This window comes from Rhodopseudomonas parapalustris, from assembly GCF_053772255.1.
The window spans coordinates 57873-74456 of sequence record NZ_JAMKBZ010000018.1 but is presented as its reverse complement, the minus strand read 5'-3'; the positions used below and the strand labels follow the sequence as shown (position 1 = coordinate 74456).

The 16584-nt window shown below is 65.6% G+C and carries 14 protein-coding genes; 11 read left to right on the top strand and 3 right to left on the bottom strand.

The window, feature by feature from the left end; all coding sequences use genetic code 11:
- Nucleotides 1-27 precede the first annotated feature (27 nt).
- From M9H71_RS16410 to M9H71_RS16390, 5 genes are all read left to right on the top strand, one after another.
- Nucleotides 28-984 carry an ABC transporter permease gene (locus M9H71_RS16410; protein ID WP_455406027.1) on the top strand — a complete coding sequence of 319 codons (957 nt, stop codon included), beginning with the start codon at nt 28-30 and terminating at the stop codon, nt 982-984.
- Nucleotides 981-1865, top strand: a complete 885-nt coding sequence (locus M9H71_RS16405) for an ABC transporter permease (RefSeq protein WP_455406026.1) — start codon at nt 981-983, stop codon at nt 1863-1865. The genes M9H71_RS16410 and M9H71_RS16405 overlap by 4 nt, the downstream gene beginning before the upstream one ends.
- Nucleotides 1866-1891: 26 nt before the next feature.
- Nucleotides 1892-3607, top strand: a complete 1716-nt coding sequence (locus M9H71_RS16400; protein WP_455406025.1) for an AMP-binding protein — start codon at nt 1892-1894, stop codon at nt 3605-3607.
- 61 nt (nt 3608-3668) lie between these two features.
- Nucleotides 3669-6977 (top strand): carboxyl transferase domain-containing protein, encoded by a 3309-nt coding sequence (locus M9H71_RS16395; RefSeq protein ID WP_455406024.1) that lies wholly within the window; start codon nt 3669-3671, stop codon nt 6975-6977.
- Nucleotides 6978-7014: 37 nt separating this feature from the next.
- Entirely contained in the window at nt 7015-7968 is a 954-nt protein-coding gene (locus M9H71_RS16390) for a hotdog fold domain-containing protein (RefSeq protein WP_455406023.1), read from the top strand.
- Nucleotides 7969-7974: 6 nt separating this feature from the next.
- Here the strand turns inward: M9H71_RS16390 and M9H71_RS16385 are convergent, their stop codons facing one another.
- On the bottom strand, nt 7975-8130 hold the full coding sequence (locus M9H71_RS16385) for a hypothetical protein (protein ID WP_012495088.1): 156 nt from the start codon (nt 8128-8130) through the stop codon (nt 7975-7977).
- Between the two features lie 136 nt (nt 8131-8266).
- Here M9H71_RS16385 and M9H71_RS16380 point away from each other — a divergent pair, with 136 nt between their 5' ends.
- The 6 genes from M9H71_RS16380 to M9H71_RS16355 all read left to right on the top strand — a co-directional run bounded on the left by M9H71_RS16380 (nt 8267) and on the right by M9H71_RS16355 (nt 14002).
- Nucleotides 8267-8875 (top strand): cytochrome c oxidase subunit 3 family protein, encoded by a 609-nt coding sequence (locus M9H71_RS16380; RefSeq protein ID WP_455406022.1) that lies wholly within the window; start codon nt 8267-8269, stop codon nt 8873-8875.
- A 26-nt stretch (nt 8876-8901) separates the two neighbouring features.
- A complete protein-coding gene (locus tag M9H71_RS16375; RefSeq protein ID WP_455406021.1) occupies nt 8902-9150 on the top strand; it encodes a cytochrome C oxidase subunit IV family protein in 249 nt (82 codons plus the stop codon).
- Between the two features lie 111 nt (nt 9151-9261).
- Nucleotides 9262-9714 carry a c-type cytochrome gene (locus tag M9H71_RS16370; RefSeq protein ID WP_455406020.1) on the top strand — a complete coding sequence of 151 codons (453 nt, stop codon included), beginning with the start codon at nt 9262-9264 and terminating at the stop codon, nt 9712-9714.
- Nucleotides 9715-9751: 37 nt separating this feature from the next.
- A complete protein-coding gene (locus M9H71_RS16365) occupies nt 9752-11098 on the top strand; it encodes a cbb3-type cytochrome c oxidase subunit I (RefSeq protein WP_455406019.1) in 1347 nt (448 codons plus the stop codon).
- A 55-nt stretch (nt 11099-11153) separates the two neighbouring features.
- Complete coding sequence (locus M9H71_RS16360; protein WP_455406018.1) at nt 11154-11966, top strand: AAA family ATPase; 813 nt, start codon at nt 11154-11156, stop codon at nt 11964-11966.
- A gap of 125 nt (nt 11967-12091) precedes the next feature.
- The gene (locus tag M9H71_RS16355) at nt 12092-14002 is read left to right on the top strand and encodes a VWA domain-containing protein (RefSeq protein WP_455406017.1); all 1911 of its coding nucleotides are present in this window, start codon (nt 12092-12094) and stop codon (nt 14000-14002) included.
- A gap of 16 nt (nt 14003-14018) precedes the next feature.
- Here M9H71_RS16355 and M9H71_RS16350 read toward each other — a convergent pair whose 3' ends face one another.
- Together M9H71_RS16350 and zigA are read right to left on the bottom strand one after the other, a co-directional pair.
- On the bottom strand, nt 14019-14897 hold the full coding sequence (locus tag M9H71_RS16350) for a formate/nitrite transporter family protein (RefSeq protein WP_455406016.1): 879 nt from the start codon (nt 14895-14897) through the stop codon (nt 14019-14021).
- Between the two features lie 190 nt (nt 14898-15087).
- A complete protein-coding gene (gene zigA / locus M9H71_RS16345) occupies nt 15088-16296 on the bottom strand; it encodes a zinc metallochaperone GTPase ZigA (RefSeq protein ID WP_455406015.1) in 1209 nt (402 codons plus the stop codon).
- Nucleotides 16297-16584: the final 288 nt, after the last annotated feature.

Sequence of the window (16584 nt, the reverse complement as noted above, 5' to 3'; positions counted from 1 at the left end):
GCGCCCTTTCTCTGGACTGGTTTCGCCATGTTGAACGCTCCGCGCCTGCGCATCATCGGTCGCCGTCTGTTGCACGCGGTGCCGGTGGTGGTGCTGTCGACCTTCATCGTGTTCGGGCTGCTCAAGCTGGTGCCGGGCGATGTCGCGGTGACGCTGGCGGGCGACAACGCGTCCGAGCAGCGCATTGCCGAGATCCGCGAACTCTACGGACTGAACCAGCCGTTCCTGGTGCAATACGGCTCGTGGCTGTCGAAGGCGGTGCAGGGCGACCTGTCGACTTCGCTGGTATCGAGCGAAGCGGTGCTGACCTCGATCGAGCGCTGCCTGCCGCACACGCTGCTGATCGTGGCGCTGGCGCTGCTCACCGCACTGGTGATCGGCGTGCCGCTCGGCATCGCCGCCGCGGCGAAGCCGGGTTCGTGGATCGATGGCATCGTGATGGCGGTCGCATCGCTCGGCGTCGCGGTGCCGAACTTCTGGCTCGGCATGCTGCTGGTGGCGTTCTTCTCGCTGCAGCTCAATTGGCTGCCGGCGACCGGCGCAGTGTCGCTGATGAAGGATCCGGCCGCAGCGCTCAGCCACGCCCTTCTTCCGGCATTGGCGCTCGCCTCCGGCGGCATCGCCGAGGTGGCGCGGCAACTGCGGTCCTCGCTGGTCGAGATCATGTCGTCGCAGCAGGTCCGCACGCTGCACGCCAAGGGACTGCCCCCGTCGTCCATTCTGTGGCGGCATGGGCTGAAGAACGTCAGCGTCAATCTGCTCACCGTGATCAGCCTGCTCGCCAACCGGATGCTGGCGGCGACCGTGGTGGTGGAGGCGGTGTTCGCCATTCCAGGGATGGGCGGTCTGATCGTCAACGCCGCGATGAACCGTGATTTTCCGGTGGTGCAGGGGGTGGTGTTCACCATGGTGCTGATCGTGGTGGCGCTCAATCTGCTCACCGACATTCTCTACAGCGTGCTCGACCCGAGGATCTCGTCATGACGACGGTCTCGCTCACCGCTCCGCAGCACCAGCACCGCCGGCGTCGGCTTCGCCGGTTCCTTCGCTGGTTCGTCTCCGATCTGCGCGGCGCCATCAGCCTGACGTTCCTGCTCGTCCTGCTGGTGATCTCGTTGCTGGCGCCGTGGATTGCGCCATACGATCCGGTCGCCCAGGATATCGATGCGGCGCTAGCGCCAATGTCGGCGCAGCATTGGCTCGGAGCCGACGATCTCGGTCGCGATACGCTGAGCAGGCTGATCTACGGCGGCATGGCGTCGCTGTATGCGAGCTTCCTGGCGGTTGCGATCGCCGTGCTGATCGGCGTGCCGGTCGGCATCCTGGCCGGCTACCTCGGCGGCTGGGTCGACACCATGATCAGCCGCGTCATCGACAGTTTCCTGTCTTTCCCGGCGATCGTGCTGGCGATCGCCGTGACCGGCGCGCTCGGCATCGGTCTCACCAACGGCATGATCTCGGTCGGCATCGTGTTCGCGCCGCAGCTCGCGCGTCTGGTGCGGGCGCGCACGCTGGTGGTGCGGCAGGAGCTGTATGTCGACGCCGCGCGCTGCTTCGGTGGCTCGACCGGCCGCATCTTGTGGCGTCATGTCCTGCCGAACGCGATCCAGCCGGTCATCGTGCAAGTGACGCTGCTGCTCGCCGCGGCGCTGCTCGCCGAGGCCAGCCTCAGCTTCCTCGGCCTCGGCATTCAGCCGCCCGATCCGAGCTGGGGCGCGATGCTGGCGCGCGCCTATCAGAACATGGAGATCGCGCCGGAGCAGATGTATCCGCCGGGGCTCGCCATTCTGTTCACCGCGCTCGCCTACAACACGCTCGGGGAATCCTTGCGAGCGGCGCTCGACCCGACGATGAAACGCAACTGATCAATCAAGAAAAGCAAGGACGGGACATGACCGTGGACGCCAAGGAAGCCGACTATCTGGCAAAGCTGCACGAGCTGTGGGCCAAGGCGTGGCCGAAGGGCACGCCGCGCGAGCCGCAGTATCTGCACGGCGAAGTCGCGCTCAGCGAGTACTTGCGCGCCTGGGCGAAATCGGCACCGCAGCGGCCGGCGGTGATCTTCTACGGCCACGTCACCACCTATGCGGATCTCGACGAGCAGAGCGACCGTTTTGCTGAATTGTTGATGCAGAAGGGCGTGAAGAAAGGCGATCGCGTCGCGGTGTTCATGCCGAACTGTCCGCAGTTCCACATCGTATTCTTCGGCATTCTGAAGCTCGGCGCGATCCATGTGCCGGTCAGTCCGCTGTCGCGGGCATTCGAACTGTCCTACGAGCTCAACGACACAGACGCCGAAGTGATCGTGGCGCTCGACCAGCTCGCCGGCGTGGTCGAGCAGGTTCGCGGCGAAACCTCGCTGCGCGAAGTGATCGTCACCAGTTTCGCCGACGTGATCCCGGCCAATCCGACGATCCCGGTGCCGGATTCGGTCAGCGGCCCGCGGATAGCGGTGCCGGGCGCGACCGACCTGCTGCCCGCGCTTGCCGCGCTGCCGAAGCCGGAGCCGCTGCCGCCGGCCTCGCTCGACGATGTCGCGGCGCTCAACTACACCGGCGGCACCACCGGCATGCCGAAGGGCTGCGTCCACACTCAGCGCGACATGGTCTACACGGCGGCCGCCAATCACGGCATCTCGGTGGTGGCCGATCAGAACAGCGTGTTCCTGTCGTTCTTCCCTGAGTTCTGGATCGCGGGCGAGAATTTCGGCCTGATCTTCCCGTTGTTCACCGGCGCCACGCTGGTGCTGCTGGCGCGGTGGGATACGCTCGGCGTGCTGAGCGCGATTCAGCGCTACAAGGTCAACGTCACCGCGATGCCGGTCGACGGCGCGGTCGAATTGATGGATCACCCGCGCTTCAAGGAGTTCGATCTGTCCTCGCTCAGCCAGGTGCGGGTGGTATCGTTCGTCAAGAAGCTCAACCCGACCTACCGCAAGCGCTGGAAGGATCTCACCGGCACGATCCTCACCGAAGCCGCCTGGGGCATGACCGAGACCCACACCTCGAACACCTTCACGGCAGGCTTTCAGGGCGACGATTTCGATCTGGTGTCGCAGCCGATCTTCGTCGGCCTACCGGTGCCGGGCGCTGAGTTCAAGATCACCGATTTCGAGACCGGCGAACTGGTGCCGCTTGGCGGCGAAGGCGAAATCCGGGTGCGCACGCCGTCGCTCTTGAAGAGCTACTGGAATAAGCCCGAGGCGACCGCGGAATCGCTGGTCGATGGCTGGCTGCGCACCGGCGACATCGGCACCATCGATTCCGATGGCTTCCTCCACTTCCTCGGTCGCCGCAAGGAGATGCTCAAGGTCAAGGGCATGAGCGTGTTTCCGCCGGAGATCGAAGCATTGCTCGGCCAGCATCCAAAAGTGCTCGGTTCGGGTGTGGTCGGGCGCGACGATGCCAGCAAGGGCCAGGTGCCGGTTGCCTTCATTCAGCTCAAGCCGGAGGCCGAGGGCACGATCACCCCGGCCGAGCTGCAGGCCTGGTGCGCCGAGCGCATGGCGGTCTACAAGGTGCCCGAGATCCGTATTATCGATGCGTTGCCGATGACCGCGACCGGCAAGGTGAAGAAGCAAGAGCTCAACGCCAACGCGGCGCTGTGAAACGAGACGGCCGGCGACGCGAAGGCGTCGCCGGCTCATGCGACCTGCCGAGGAAATCCCAATGTCGTTTCGAAAACTGCTGATCGCCAACCGCGGCGAAATCGCGATCCGTATCGCGCGCGCCGCCGCCGAGTCCGGCCTGACCACAGTGGCGATCCATCCCGCCGATGATGCGGCGTCACTGCACGTCCGCATCGCCGATCACGCCGAGCAGATTCCCGGCCGCGGCGCGCGGGCCTATCTCGACATCGAGGCGGTGATCGCGGCGGCGAAAGCGGCTGGCTGCGATGCGCTGCATCCCGGTTACGGTTTCCTCAGCGAGAATGCCGACCTGGCGCGGCGCTGCGCCGAGGAGGGCATCACCTTTGTCGGGCCGTCGCCCGAGGCGCTGCGGCTGTTCGGCGACAAGGTGGCGGCCAAGGAACTCGCCAAGCGTTGCGACGTGCCGATTATCGCCGGTACCGCTGGTCCATCGACGCTGGAGGAGGTTCAGGCATTCTTCGCATCCCTCGGCGACAAGCCGGCGGTGATGATCAAGGCGATGGCCGGGGGCGGCGGCCGTGGCATGCGTATCGTCGAGCGCGCCGAGGATCTCGCCGACGCCTATGTGCGCTGCCAGTCCGAAGCCAAGGCGGCGTTCGGCTACGAGGGCGTCTATGCCGAGCGGCTGATCCGCAACGCGCGGCATATCGAGGTGCAGATCATCGGCGATCGTCACGGCGGCGTCAGCCAGCTCTGGGAGCGCGAATGCACCATTCAGCGCCGCAACCAGAAGCTGATCGAGATCGCGCCGAGCCCGTCGCTGTCGGAGAGCCTTCGCACCAGAATCGTCGAAGCCGCCAAGGCGCTGGCCTCGATGGCGAATTACGACAGCCTCGGCACCTTCGAGTTTCTGGTCGACGGTGACGCCGGCGAAGGCGCCGGCGTCTACGCGTTCATCGAGGCCAATCCGCGGCTGCAGGTCGAACACACCGTCACCGAAGAGGTGCTGTCGATCGATCTGGTGCGTGCCCAGCTCGCGGTCGCGGGCGGCGCGACGCTGGCCTCGCTCGGCCTCGATCAGCCCTCGGTGCCGCGGCCGCGCGGGTTCGCGATCCAGCTCCGCGTCAACATGGAGACGATGGACGCCAAAGGCGCGACCAAGCCGACCGGCGGCACGCTGGCGATCTTCGAGCCACCATCAGGGCCGGGTGTCCGCGTCGATACGTTCGGCTATGCCGGCTACACCACCAGCGCTTCCTACGATTCGCTGCTCGCCAAGGTGATCGTGCATGGCCGCGGCGACTGGGCCGAGGCGGTCGCAAAGGCCGCGCGGACGCTTCGCGAATTCCGCATCGGCGGCGTTGCTACCAACGTGCCGTTGCTGCAGGCGATCCTCGCGCACGCCGATTTCAAGGCCAATCGGGTCAGCACCAGCTTCATCGATCGCCATGTTGCCGAGCTGGTCGAGGCTGCGCAGCAATTCGACCATCCGCTGATCGCGACCGAAGGCGCCGACCCGCGCGGCAGCAGCCCGACGGCTGCTTCGGAGCCGGTCCCCGAGGGCGCGGTCGCGATCGCTGCGCCGCTGCAGGGCACCGTGGTGGCGATCACGGTCGCGGAAGGCGACGTGGTGCGGCCAGGGCAGCAGCTCGCGGTGATCGAATCGATGAAGATGGAGCATCTGGTCGCGGCCGAGCAGGGCGGCCGCATCCGGCGCATCGTCGCCGCCGATGGCGTGACGCTGATGCAGGGCGAGCCGATCCTGTATTTCGAACCGCAGGACGTCGAAGGCGATCACGTCGTCGCCGAACAGGATGTCGATCTCGACGCGATCCGGCCCGACCTCGCCGAGATGCTGGCGCGGCAGGCCAACACCCTCGATGAGAACCGGCCGGACTCGGTGGGGCGGCGGCGCAAGACCAATCAGCGCACCGCGCGCGAGAACATCGCGCAGCTCGTCGACGACGGCTCCTTCATGGAATACGGCAGCCTGGCGATCGCCGGCCAGCGCCGGCGCCGCTCGCTCGACGACCTGATCAAGAACACCCCGGCCGACGGCCTCGTCACCGGCATCGCCACCGTCAATGCCGCGGAGTTCGGCGAGCATGCCGCGCGCTGCATGGTGATCGCCTACGACTACACCGTGCTGGCCGGCACCCAGGGCCACATGAACCACAAGAAGATCGACCGGATGCTGACGCTGGTCGAGCAGTGGCGGATGCCGCTGGTGTTCTACGCCGAGGGTGGCGGCGGCCGGCCCGGCGACACCGACCGGCTCGGCATGACCGGGCTCGACGGCCCGTCCTTCGTGCAGTTCGCCAAGCTCTCCGGCCTAGTGCCGGTGGTCGGCGTCGTCTCCGGCTATTGCTTTGCCGGCAACGCCGCGATGCTCGGCTGCTGCGACGTCATTATCGCCACCCAGAACGCTTCGATCGGCATGGGCGGACCGGCGATGATCGAGGGCGGCGGCCTCGGCGTGTATCACCCGGCCGAAGTCGGCCCGGTGTCGTTCCAGGCGCCGAACGGCGTGGTCGACATTCTGGTGCAGGACGAAGAAGAGGCGACCCGGGTCGCGCAGAAATATCTGTCCTATTTCCAGGGCGCGGTGAGCGAATGGAAGGCGCCGGACCAGCGCCTGCTGCGGCAGGCGATTCCGGAGAACCGGCTTCGGGTGTACGATATCCGAAACGTCATCGATCTGATCGCGGACGAAGACTCGGTGCTCGAACTGCGCCGCGATTTCGGCGTCGGCATGATCACCGCCTTCATCCGGATCGAGGGCAAGCCGTTCGGCCTGATCGCCAACAATCCGAAGCATCTCGGCGGCGCGATCGACGCCGACGCCGGCGACAAGGCGGCGCGCTTCCTGCAGCTCTGCGATGCGTTCGACATTCCGATCGTGTCGCTGTGCGATACGCCCGGCTTCATGGTCGGTCCGGAAGCGGAGAAGACCGCGATCGTCCGCCACGTCGCGCGGATGTTCGTCACCGGCGCCAGCCTCACCGTGCCGCTGTTCGGCATCGTGCTGCGCAAGGGCTACGGCCTCGGCGCGCAATCGATGATCGGCGGTGGTTTCCACGCCTCGTTCTTCACCGCGGCCTGGCCAACCGGCGAATTCGGCGGCATGGGGCTGGAAGGTTACGTCCGACTCGGCTTCCGCAAGGAGATGGAGGCGATCGCCGATCCGGCCGAGCGGGAAGCCTATTACAAGAACAAGGTCGCGGAGCTGTATGCCAACGGCAAGGCGGTCTCGATCGCCTCGGTGTTCGAGATCGACAATGTGATCGATCCGGCCGAGACGCGGCGCTGGGTCATGGCCGGGCTGCGCTCGGTGCCGACGCCGCCGGAGCGCACCGAGCGCAAGCGGCCCTGCATCGATACCTGGTAGCAGCCGACGACTGTCCGAACGCATTGGGAGTGAGACGATGACGCAAGCCGCTTTCGAGACGCCGATCGACGATACCGGCGAGGCGCTGGCCGGGCCGTGGCGACAGCCGCGGCAGATGCTGCACGCGCAGGTCTACGACTCGCACGCCTCGATCCACGACGACGCCACCGCGCAGAAGCTCGGCTTCAAGGGCGGCACCATCGAGGGCCCGACGCATTTCAGCCAGTTCGCGCCGCTGTGCGAACGGCTGTGGGGCAAGGAGTGGTTCGAAACCGGCTGCATCTCGGCGCATTATCGTAACGCCGCGTTCGAGGGCGAGGACGTGCAGGCGATCGTCGACAAGCCGGTGGCCGGCGCGCGCCATACCACCATCCGCATGGTCAAGCGCGACGGCACCGAAGTGCTGCGCGGCACGGTCTCGGTCGGCCGCGACGCGCCGGCTTCGGCGCTCGATGTACGGCTCACCGAACTGAAGCCGCTGGCCGACCCGGTGATCCTGCGCGACGTCTCGGTCGGGATGACGACCAAGACCCAGGCGGCGCAGATGGACCATGAGCAGATCATGGGCGAGCTGTATCCATTCTCGCTGGCACAGAAGCTCGAAGTCATCACCGAGCCGTCGCCATATTATCGACCGGGAGGCGGTTCGCCGTGGGGCAAGGCAATTATCCCGCTGGAGATGCTGAGCGTACTGTTCCAGTATCTCAGCAAGCAGGACGGATTGCCGGTGCGCGGACCGGTGGTGGGCCTGTTCGCCGATCAGGAGATCCGGCTGATCCACGGGCCGCTGTTCGTCGGCGAGCCGTATCGGATCGAGCGCAAGGTGGTGGCGCTGTCCGGCAGCAAGCGCACCGAAAGCATGTGGGTGCGCAGCGAAGCCTATGACGCCACCGGCCGGCTGGTTGCCACCATGCTGCTGAACTCGGCGACGCTCAAGGATTCCTACGCGCCCTACGCGCAGGAATACGCCGCGCTGTATCCGGCGGGCTAATCCTGCCTATTGGGTCAGGAACAGGCTGGCGGCAATCGCCACCGTGATGATCGCGGTGGCGACCACGCCCGTGGTTTGCAGTGCGCCGAACCGGCGCATCGCGAACGCGAAGGCGATGATGATCACCGAGACGACGATCAGCCCAAGTTTCGCTTCGGTCATGGATCCCTCATGCTCTGACGGGAAATCTTAGCAACAGCCGGGAAACGCAGTTTGTCGGCGAGCAAGCTTCGGTGAATTGTCTTGCGAGTTTGTCGCGGCACAACGTTCGAGCGGGGCTCGCCTCTATCGTCGCGCCATGACCGACGCGATTGCAGCGGGCGGACCCGCTTCGTCCCAAATGGCCGATGCCACGTCAGCACCCGAGGCGGGCGCGCTCGACTCGCTGCCCGGCCATCTGATGATGTGGGTGCTGATCTTCAGCGAACTCGCGGCCTTCGGCGCGTTGCTGATCGGCTTTCAGGTCGCGCGGGGGCTGCAGCCGGAGACGTTCGCCGCCGGGCAGGGGCAGCTCGATCCGGCGCTGGCGGCCGCCAACACGCTCTGCCTTGTGTCGAGCGGCTGGTTCGCGGCCAGAGCCAGCGCGGCGGCGCAGCTCGGCGACCGCCGCTCGGTCTGGCGCCGGTGCCTGGGCGCCTGCACGCTCGGCGGCGCCTTCATCGCCATCAAGCTGTTCGAATACGCCGGCGAAATCGGCCGCGGCGCCGATATCGACGGCAGCACGTTCTTCACGTTGTACTTTCTCCTCACCGGATTTCACCTGCTTCACGTCGCGCTCGGCGTGGCGATTCTAATCGCCGTCGCCTGGCGTGCGGATGTTCGCGCGGTCGAGAGCGGCGCATGCTTCTGGCACATGGTCGATCTGGTCTGGCTGGTGATGTTCCCAATCGTCTATCTGGTGCGGTGAGGTCGATGATCAGGCTCGTCCATCGCTTGGACCGCAGCGCGATCACGCTGCTGCTGCTCACGATCCTCGGTGTCGTCCTCAGCCGCGGGGCCGCGGCGGCTTTTGCCGGAGGCGCCGTGCTGATGGTGGTCGCTGTGTTGAAGGCGCGCTTGGTCGTGCTCGATTATTTCGGATTTCGCGGCGCGCCGGCGCCATGGCGAGCCGTGCTGTTCGGTTGGATCGCGTTGGTGGCATGCGGCGCGCTGATCTCCCCGGTGGTTCAGGCCTTGCGCTAATCGCTTCGGAAGTTGTGCCAGCACAACGTTGCCGCATCGCGCTCGCTTAGTTTTACCGATGAAGCTGCAGCGCCGCACCTTCGCCTCACCAACATCAAAAGGAATCAAGTGATGGCTGAACGCCTCACCAAGTCAGCCGCGCGCAACGTGTTCTTCGGCGGCTCGGCCTTCTTCTTCGCGATCTTCGTCGGGCTCACCGCCCACAGCCACTATTACATCGCGACCCGCTCGACCGACGCCTCGACGCTGACCCCCTCGGTCGCCCGCGGCAAGCACGTCTGGGAACGCAACGCCTGCATCAACTGCCACACCCTGATCGGCGAAGGGGCGTATTTCGCTCCTGAACTCAGCAATGTCTGGGTGCGCTGGGGCGGCGACAAGGATCCGGCCCAGGCCCGCGAGATGCTGAAATCCTGGATGGCGTCGCAGCCGTCCGGCGTGCCCGGCCGGCGGCAGATGCCGCAGTTTCACCTGACCGACCAGGAGGTCAGCGACCTGGCCGACTTCCTGGAATGGACCAGCAAGATCAAGACTCAGCATTGGCCGCCGAACGACGCCGGCTGATCCGACCTTCACGCATCCGCATCAGAAAGACCTCGTGATGAAATATCAAACCCAAAAGGTCGCGTTGCTTTACTTCTACGGCGCGTTGACGCTGTTCCTGGCACAGGTGTCGTTCGGCGTGCTCGCTGGCACCATCTACGTGTTGCCGAACACGCTGTCCGAGCTGCTGCCCTTCAACATCGTCCGGATGATCCACACCAATGCGCTGATCGTCTGGCTGCTGATGGGGTTCATGGGCTGCGCCTATTATCTGGTGCCCGAAGAGGCAGAGAACGAGCTGTTCAGCCCGCTGCTGGCGAAGCTGCAGTTCTGGCTGTTCTTCGGCGCCGCCGGTGCCGCGGTGGTCGGCTATCTGTTCCACTATCACGAAGGGCGGGAATTCCTCGAGCAGCCGTTCGTGATCAAGATCGGGATCGTCGTGGTCTGCCTGATCTTCCTGTTCAACATCACCATGACGGTGCTGAAGGGGCGCAAGACCACCATCACCAACATCCTGCTGTTCGGGCTGTGGGGTGTGGCGATCTTCTTCCTGTTCGCGTTCTACAATCCGGCCAATCTGGCACTCGACAAAATGTACTGGTGGTACGTCGTGCACCTCTGGGTCGAGGGCGTGTGGGAATTGATCATGGCGTCGGTGCTTGCGTTTCTGATGATCAAGCTCAACGGCATCGATCGTGAGGTGGTGGAGAAGTGGCTCTACGTCATCATCGGCCTTGCACTGTTCTCCGGCATTCTCGGCACCGGTCACCATTATTATTGGATCGGCGCGCCGGGGTACTGGCAGTGGATCGGCTCGTTATTCTCGACGCTCGAAGTCGCGCCGTTCTTCACCATGGTGGTGTTCACCGTGCAGATGACCTGGAAGGCCGGCCGCAAGCACGAGAACCGCGCCGCCCTGCTGTGGTCGGTGGGGTGCTCGGTGATGGCGTTCTTCGGCGCCGGCGTGTGGGGCTTCCTGCACACGCTGTCCTCGGTGAATTACTACACTCACGGCACCCAGGTCACCGCGGCGCACGGCCATCTCGCCTTCTTCGGCGCCTATGTGATGCTGAACCTGGCGATGATGACCTACGCGATCCCGCAGCTCCGCGGCCGGGCGCCGTACAATCAGGCGCTGTCGATCGCGAGCTTCTGGCTGATGTGCACGGCGATGAGCGTCATGACCTTCGCGCTGACTTTCGCTGGTGTCATCCAGGTGCATCTGCAGCGCGTGCTCGGCCAGAGCTACATGGAGGTGCAGGATCAGATCGCATTGTTCTACTGGGTGCGGCTCGGCTCCGGCGTCGCCGTGCTGATCTCGGCGCTGATGTTCGTCTGGGCGATCCTGGTTGTCGGACGCGACAAGCAGGGCGCGCTCAACGGCGCCTTGCAACCGGCCGAATAGGCCGCTGGCGGCCACGGTGATCCGTGGCCGCCGCTTTCCATTCACGGAGATCGCCATGAAACCCGCTCTGCACGCCATCGATGTGAAGCTGCCCGCTCCGCCGCTCTACACCCCCGCCGGCAACGAATGCGCGCTGTTCGAACACGCCTGGAAGCGGCGGGTGCCGCTGCTGCTGAAGGGGCCGACCGGCTGCGGCAAGACCCGTTTCGTCGCCCATATGGCGGCGAGACTTGGCTTGCCGCTGTTCACCGTGTCGTGCCACGACGATCTCACCGCGGCGGATCTCACCGGCCGCTACCTGCTGAAGGGCGGCGAAACGGTGTGGGTCGATGGTCCGCTGACCCGTGCGGTTCGCGAGGGCGGGATCTGTTATCTCGACGAGGTGGTGGAGGCGCGCAAGGACGTCGCGGTGGTGCTGCATCCGCTGGCCGACGATCGTCGCGTGTTGCCGCTGGAGCGCACCGGCGAGGAACTGCAGGCACCGCCGCACTTCATGCTCGTGGTGTCCTACAACCCTGGCTATCAGAGTCTGCTCAAGGCGCTGAAGCCATCGACCCGGCAGCGCTTCGCCGCCATCGAATTCGGCTTCCTGGCGCCCAAACAGGAAATCGCCGTGGTGGCCGCCGAGAGCGGCCTGCCGAGTGAACGCGTCGCGCCACTGGTCGCGCTCGCCGGCCGGCTGCGCAAGCTCAAGGGCCACGATCTCGAAGAGGGCGTCTCCACCCGGCTATTGGTATATTGCGCCAGCCTGATCAGCGAGGGCCTCCCGGTGGGCGATGCCGTGCTCGCTGGCCTGATCGAGCCGCTGACCGACGATGCGGATGTGAAGGCCGCGCTGATCGAAGTCGCCGGCGCGGTGATTGGGTGATGCGTCTCCTCCGTCATTGCGAGCGAAGCGAAGCAATCCAGTTCACTGCATGGCCATGGATTGCTTCGTCGCTTCGCTCCTCGCAATGACGAGTCGATGGTCCGAACTCCGCTGAGAGGCCTGCCATGCTCGACTTCCTCGAACTCGAAGAGACCGTTGGCCGCGCCTGGCATCGTCTGGTGGGGCACGCGGCAAGCTATCCGGAGCATCCTGAGCACGCCGCAACGCTGAGCGACTGCCGCGCCGTGCTCGGCGTGATGTATCGCGGGCTCGGAGGAGAAACGGCGGTGCAGCTTGCCGGCAGCAGCGCGCGCACCTCGGGGCACCGGCTCGGTTGGCGGCAACGCATCGGGCTCGGCGAGGAGCGGCTGATGCAGCCCGGGCGCGACGACGCCACGTTGTTTCTGCCCGATCGGATCGCGCTGTTCGCCGATGTTGCGCTCAATCGCGCGCTGTATCGCTGGCTGGCGGCGTGGTTTGCGGTGGCTCCCTCCGGCACCGTCCGCGAACCGGATCCGCTGCGGTGTGACGTGCTGGCACTGCGCCGCGCCCACACGACAACGCAGCAGGTGCTCACGGCCTATCCCGGCCTCCGCGGTTGGTATCAGCAACTTGCGTCCGCGACGGCGGCGGCGCGGCCGAGGCGCGCACTACCGCGGATGGAGCACGATCTCGAAACCGCGATCCAGGCACTGCTCGGCGCGGACGTGGCGCCGGACCCCGAGCTGTGGCGGATGATCGTGACCGATGGCGAGATCTCGGTCCGGTCGCCGCCTGGCTATCAGCCATTCCTGCCGTGCCCGCTGTGGGGCGAAGTCTGGACGCGCGACGTCGAAGTGCCGGTCAGCGACGCCGATGAGACCGACGAGGCGGCGTCCAAGCCGTGCTCGCAGCCGCGGCGCAAGGCGGCGAAGCGGAAGGCGGACGATGGTCCACAGCGTGATCCCTTGGCGCTCAATCGGTTCGAGAAGATCCTGGCGATGGCCGAGATGGTCAATGTCGATCGGCCGACGGATGAGGACGATGACGAACACGCCGACAAGGCCGCCGACGATCTCGACGAGATAACCATCGGCAAATCGACCAAGAAGCCTGCCAGCAAATTCCGGTTCGATCTCGATCTGCCGCCGCAGGCGATCGAACACAGCCGGCTCACGGCAGGACAACTGTATCCGGAATGGGACTATAAGCGCGGCGCCTACCTCGCAGACCATTGCCGGGTGCTGGCGCAGGCGGCACCGGAGCAGGGTGAGGCGTGGGAATACAGCGATGCGACGCGGGCGTTGATCCGGCGGGTTCGGCGCCAGTTCGAAGCGTTACGGCCGCGCCACGAGGTGCTGCGGGCGCAAGCCGACGGCCATGATCTCGACCTCGACGCGCTGGTGCGCTCGCGTTGCGAGATCGCCGCCGGCGACGGCGGCTTCGACCGTTTCCACCTTGCAGCCCGGCCGCAGGCGCGCGATCTGGCGGTGACGCTGCTGGTCGATGTCTCGCTGTCGACCGATGCCTGGATCGACAACCGCCGCGTACTCGATGTCGAGAAGGAAGCTCTGACCGTACTGGCCCACGGCATCGAAGCGTGCGGCGATCAGCACAGCATTCTGACCTTTACCTCGCGGCGCCGCGATTGGGTGCGGGTCGAGGCCGTGAAGGACTTTGGCGAGAGCATGGGGCCGCTGGTTGAGCGGAGGATCGCCGCGCTGAAGCCAGGCTACTACACACGGATCGGCGCGGCGCTGCGCCATGCCAGCGCCGAACTCGCCAAACGGCCGCAGCGCAAGAAGCTGCTGTTGGTGCTGACCGACGGCAAGCCGAATGATGTCGATCACTACGAAGGCCGGTTCGCGCTCGAGGACAGCCGCAGGGCTGTGCAGGAAGCGCGCCGCAGCGGCATCGCGGTGTTCGGCGTCACCATCGATGTCGATGCACAGGCGTATTTCCCGACGCTGTTCGGCCGAGCCGGCTATGCCATCGTCGGTCACATCGGACGTTTGCCGGCCGCGCTGCCGGGCATCTACCGCAACCTGATGGGATGAACTGCGGGCCGGCGCGCTATTCCATCTCCTTCATCACCTGCGCGTAAGTCAGAAGCGCGAACATCGCGGTGCCGCCGAGCACATTGCCGATCAGCACCGGGGCGATGAACCCGCCGAACACCTGCTGCACGCCGGCCGAGCCGCCCCACATCAACATGAAGGCCTCGGTACTGCCTGCGACGATGTGCAGGAAGCCTCCGGCCGAGATCAGCCAGGTCATCACCACGATGATCCAGACCTGGCCGCCTTCCGCGCTCGGTAGCAGCCACACCATCGCGGCGATCAGAAATCCGGCAGGGATCGCCTTGACGACGGAGGCGGACCAGCCATATGCGAGCACATGCCGACTGATCTCGATCATCTCGTGCTTCAATTCGGGCGAGACAGCAGGTGTGAAGCTGCAGAACGCGGAAGCGAACAGCGTCCCGGCGAAATTCGCAGCCAGCACCACCACCCACAGCCGGGCGGCGCGACCGAGACTGCCGCGCGACCAGTCCGCCATCACCGGCAGCACGACCGTGATGGTGTTTTCGGTGAAGAGCTGCTGACGGGCCAGCACCACGATCAGAAAGCCGATCGAATAGCCGAGGCTGGTCACCAGCGGTCGCCAGCCGGTCGGGTCGAGATGCTGCTGCAGCAGCGCCTGGGCCAGCAGCGAGAAGCTGATCGACAATCCGGCGGCGAGCCCTGACCACCACAGCGATACCACCGGCCGAGCCATCTCGTCTTCGCCGATCCGGCGCACGATCTCGTAAATCACCGGCGTTCGCGGGCTCGATCGCGATTCCACATCCTCTGCCTCGCGCTTGGAGATCGGCGCCTGGTTGGCGGGTGTTTCGGCGGAGGCCCGATGCGATGATTGCGAGGTGGGATGGTGATTTGATGCTGACGCCATCAATGACCCTCTGTTCGGGCGAGGGCGCAAGCAGAGGATCGCCCGTTGCCCTCGGGAACCAAGCCAAGCGTGACCGGCGGTTGAAGTTCCCGCACCTCCCACAACGGATCGCTGCGGCATTCGCTCCGAATTGAGGCCCGCCGGTCGTCAGCGCGGCTCTGCTGTCGTTCGCCGTTGGTGGCGGCAATCGTCAGGCCTGGGCGGCGGCCCAGCTCGGGAACGGATCGGGCAGTTGCTGCCACGCATCCGGCGTGAACTGCGCATCTTCACCGACGAGGCAGAGGTCGAGCTGACGGCGCAGCGTGGCTTCGTCCATCTCGCCGGTACCGATGAACACGATTTCCTGGCGGCGGTCGCCCCACACCGGATCGAAATACGGCTTCATCGCCTCGTGCCAGTCGGCGTTGTCGGGCCAGCGCGTCTTCGGCACCGCCGACCACCACAGTCCGCGCTTGGAGGTGCGGACCATCGCGCCGGCCTGTGCAATCTCGCCGACATGCTGCGGCCGCGTCGCCAGCCAGAAGAAGCCCTTGGCTCGAACGACGCCCGGCCAGCTCCGGTTGCAGAACGACTGGAAGCGGAGCGGATGAAACGGTCGCCGCGCGCGATACACGAATGAGCGGATACCGTACTCTTCGGTTTCGGGCACATGATCGGAAAAGCCGTTCAGCTCCTTGAACCAAAGCGGATGCTGGTGCGCGCGTTCGAAATCGAACAGCCCGGTGTGCAGCACCGACGACAGCGGCACGTCGCCGAAATCGGCTTCGATGATCTTCGCATCCGAATTCAGCGCCCTTACGATCGATCGCGCGGTTTCGCGCCGGCTCGGCGACGTCGCCGACACCTTGTTGAGTACGATCACGTCGGCGAATTCGATCTGTTCGACCAGCAGATCGACCAGCGTCCGCTCGTCGTCGTCACCGGCGACTTCGCCGCGCTCGCGCAGAAATTCCTGGCTGGAGTAGTTCGCCAGCAGGCTGGCGGTGTCGACCACCGTCACCATGGTGTCGAGCCGGGCGACGTCAGAGAGGCTGTCGCCGTTCTCGTCGCGGAATTCGAAGGTGGCCGCGACCGGCAGCGGCTCGGCGATCCCGGTGGATTCGATCACCAGCGCGTCGAACCGGCCGCTCTCGGCCAGCTTGCGGACCTCGACCAGCAGATCCTCGCGCAGCGTGCAGCAGATGCAACCGTTGGTCATCTCGACCAGCGATTCCTCGGAGCGCGTCAGCCCGCCGTCCTGCCGCACCAGCTCGGCGTCGATGTTCACCTCGCTCATGTCGTTGACGATCACCGCGATCCGCCGGCCTTCGCGGTTGGCGAGCATCCGGTTGAGCAGAGTGGTCTTTCCGGCGCCGAGAAAGCCGGACAGGACGGTGACCGGGAGCAGGGAGTGATCCATGGCGATGGGCCTTCAGTTGAGGGTATCCGAGGATTGATTAGGCAATGTTATAACATTACATTCAACTCAGGCAAGCGACCGGGTCCCAGCCGAAGTGCCAGCCATTCAATTGATCGTGCGCGGAACGGCGCCCCGGGGCGGAGCTACCGATTGCGGCGTCCTGCGCCACGCTCGCGCCCGCCTGCGCGCCTACGGCCATTGAGAGGCCGTCGGTTCTGCAGTAAGGCTTGTCGATGGTCGCTTTGCTTCGGCGCGCCTTTCACTGAAGCCTGTTTTCGGCCGCCGGCG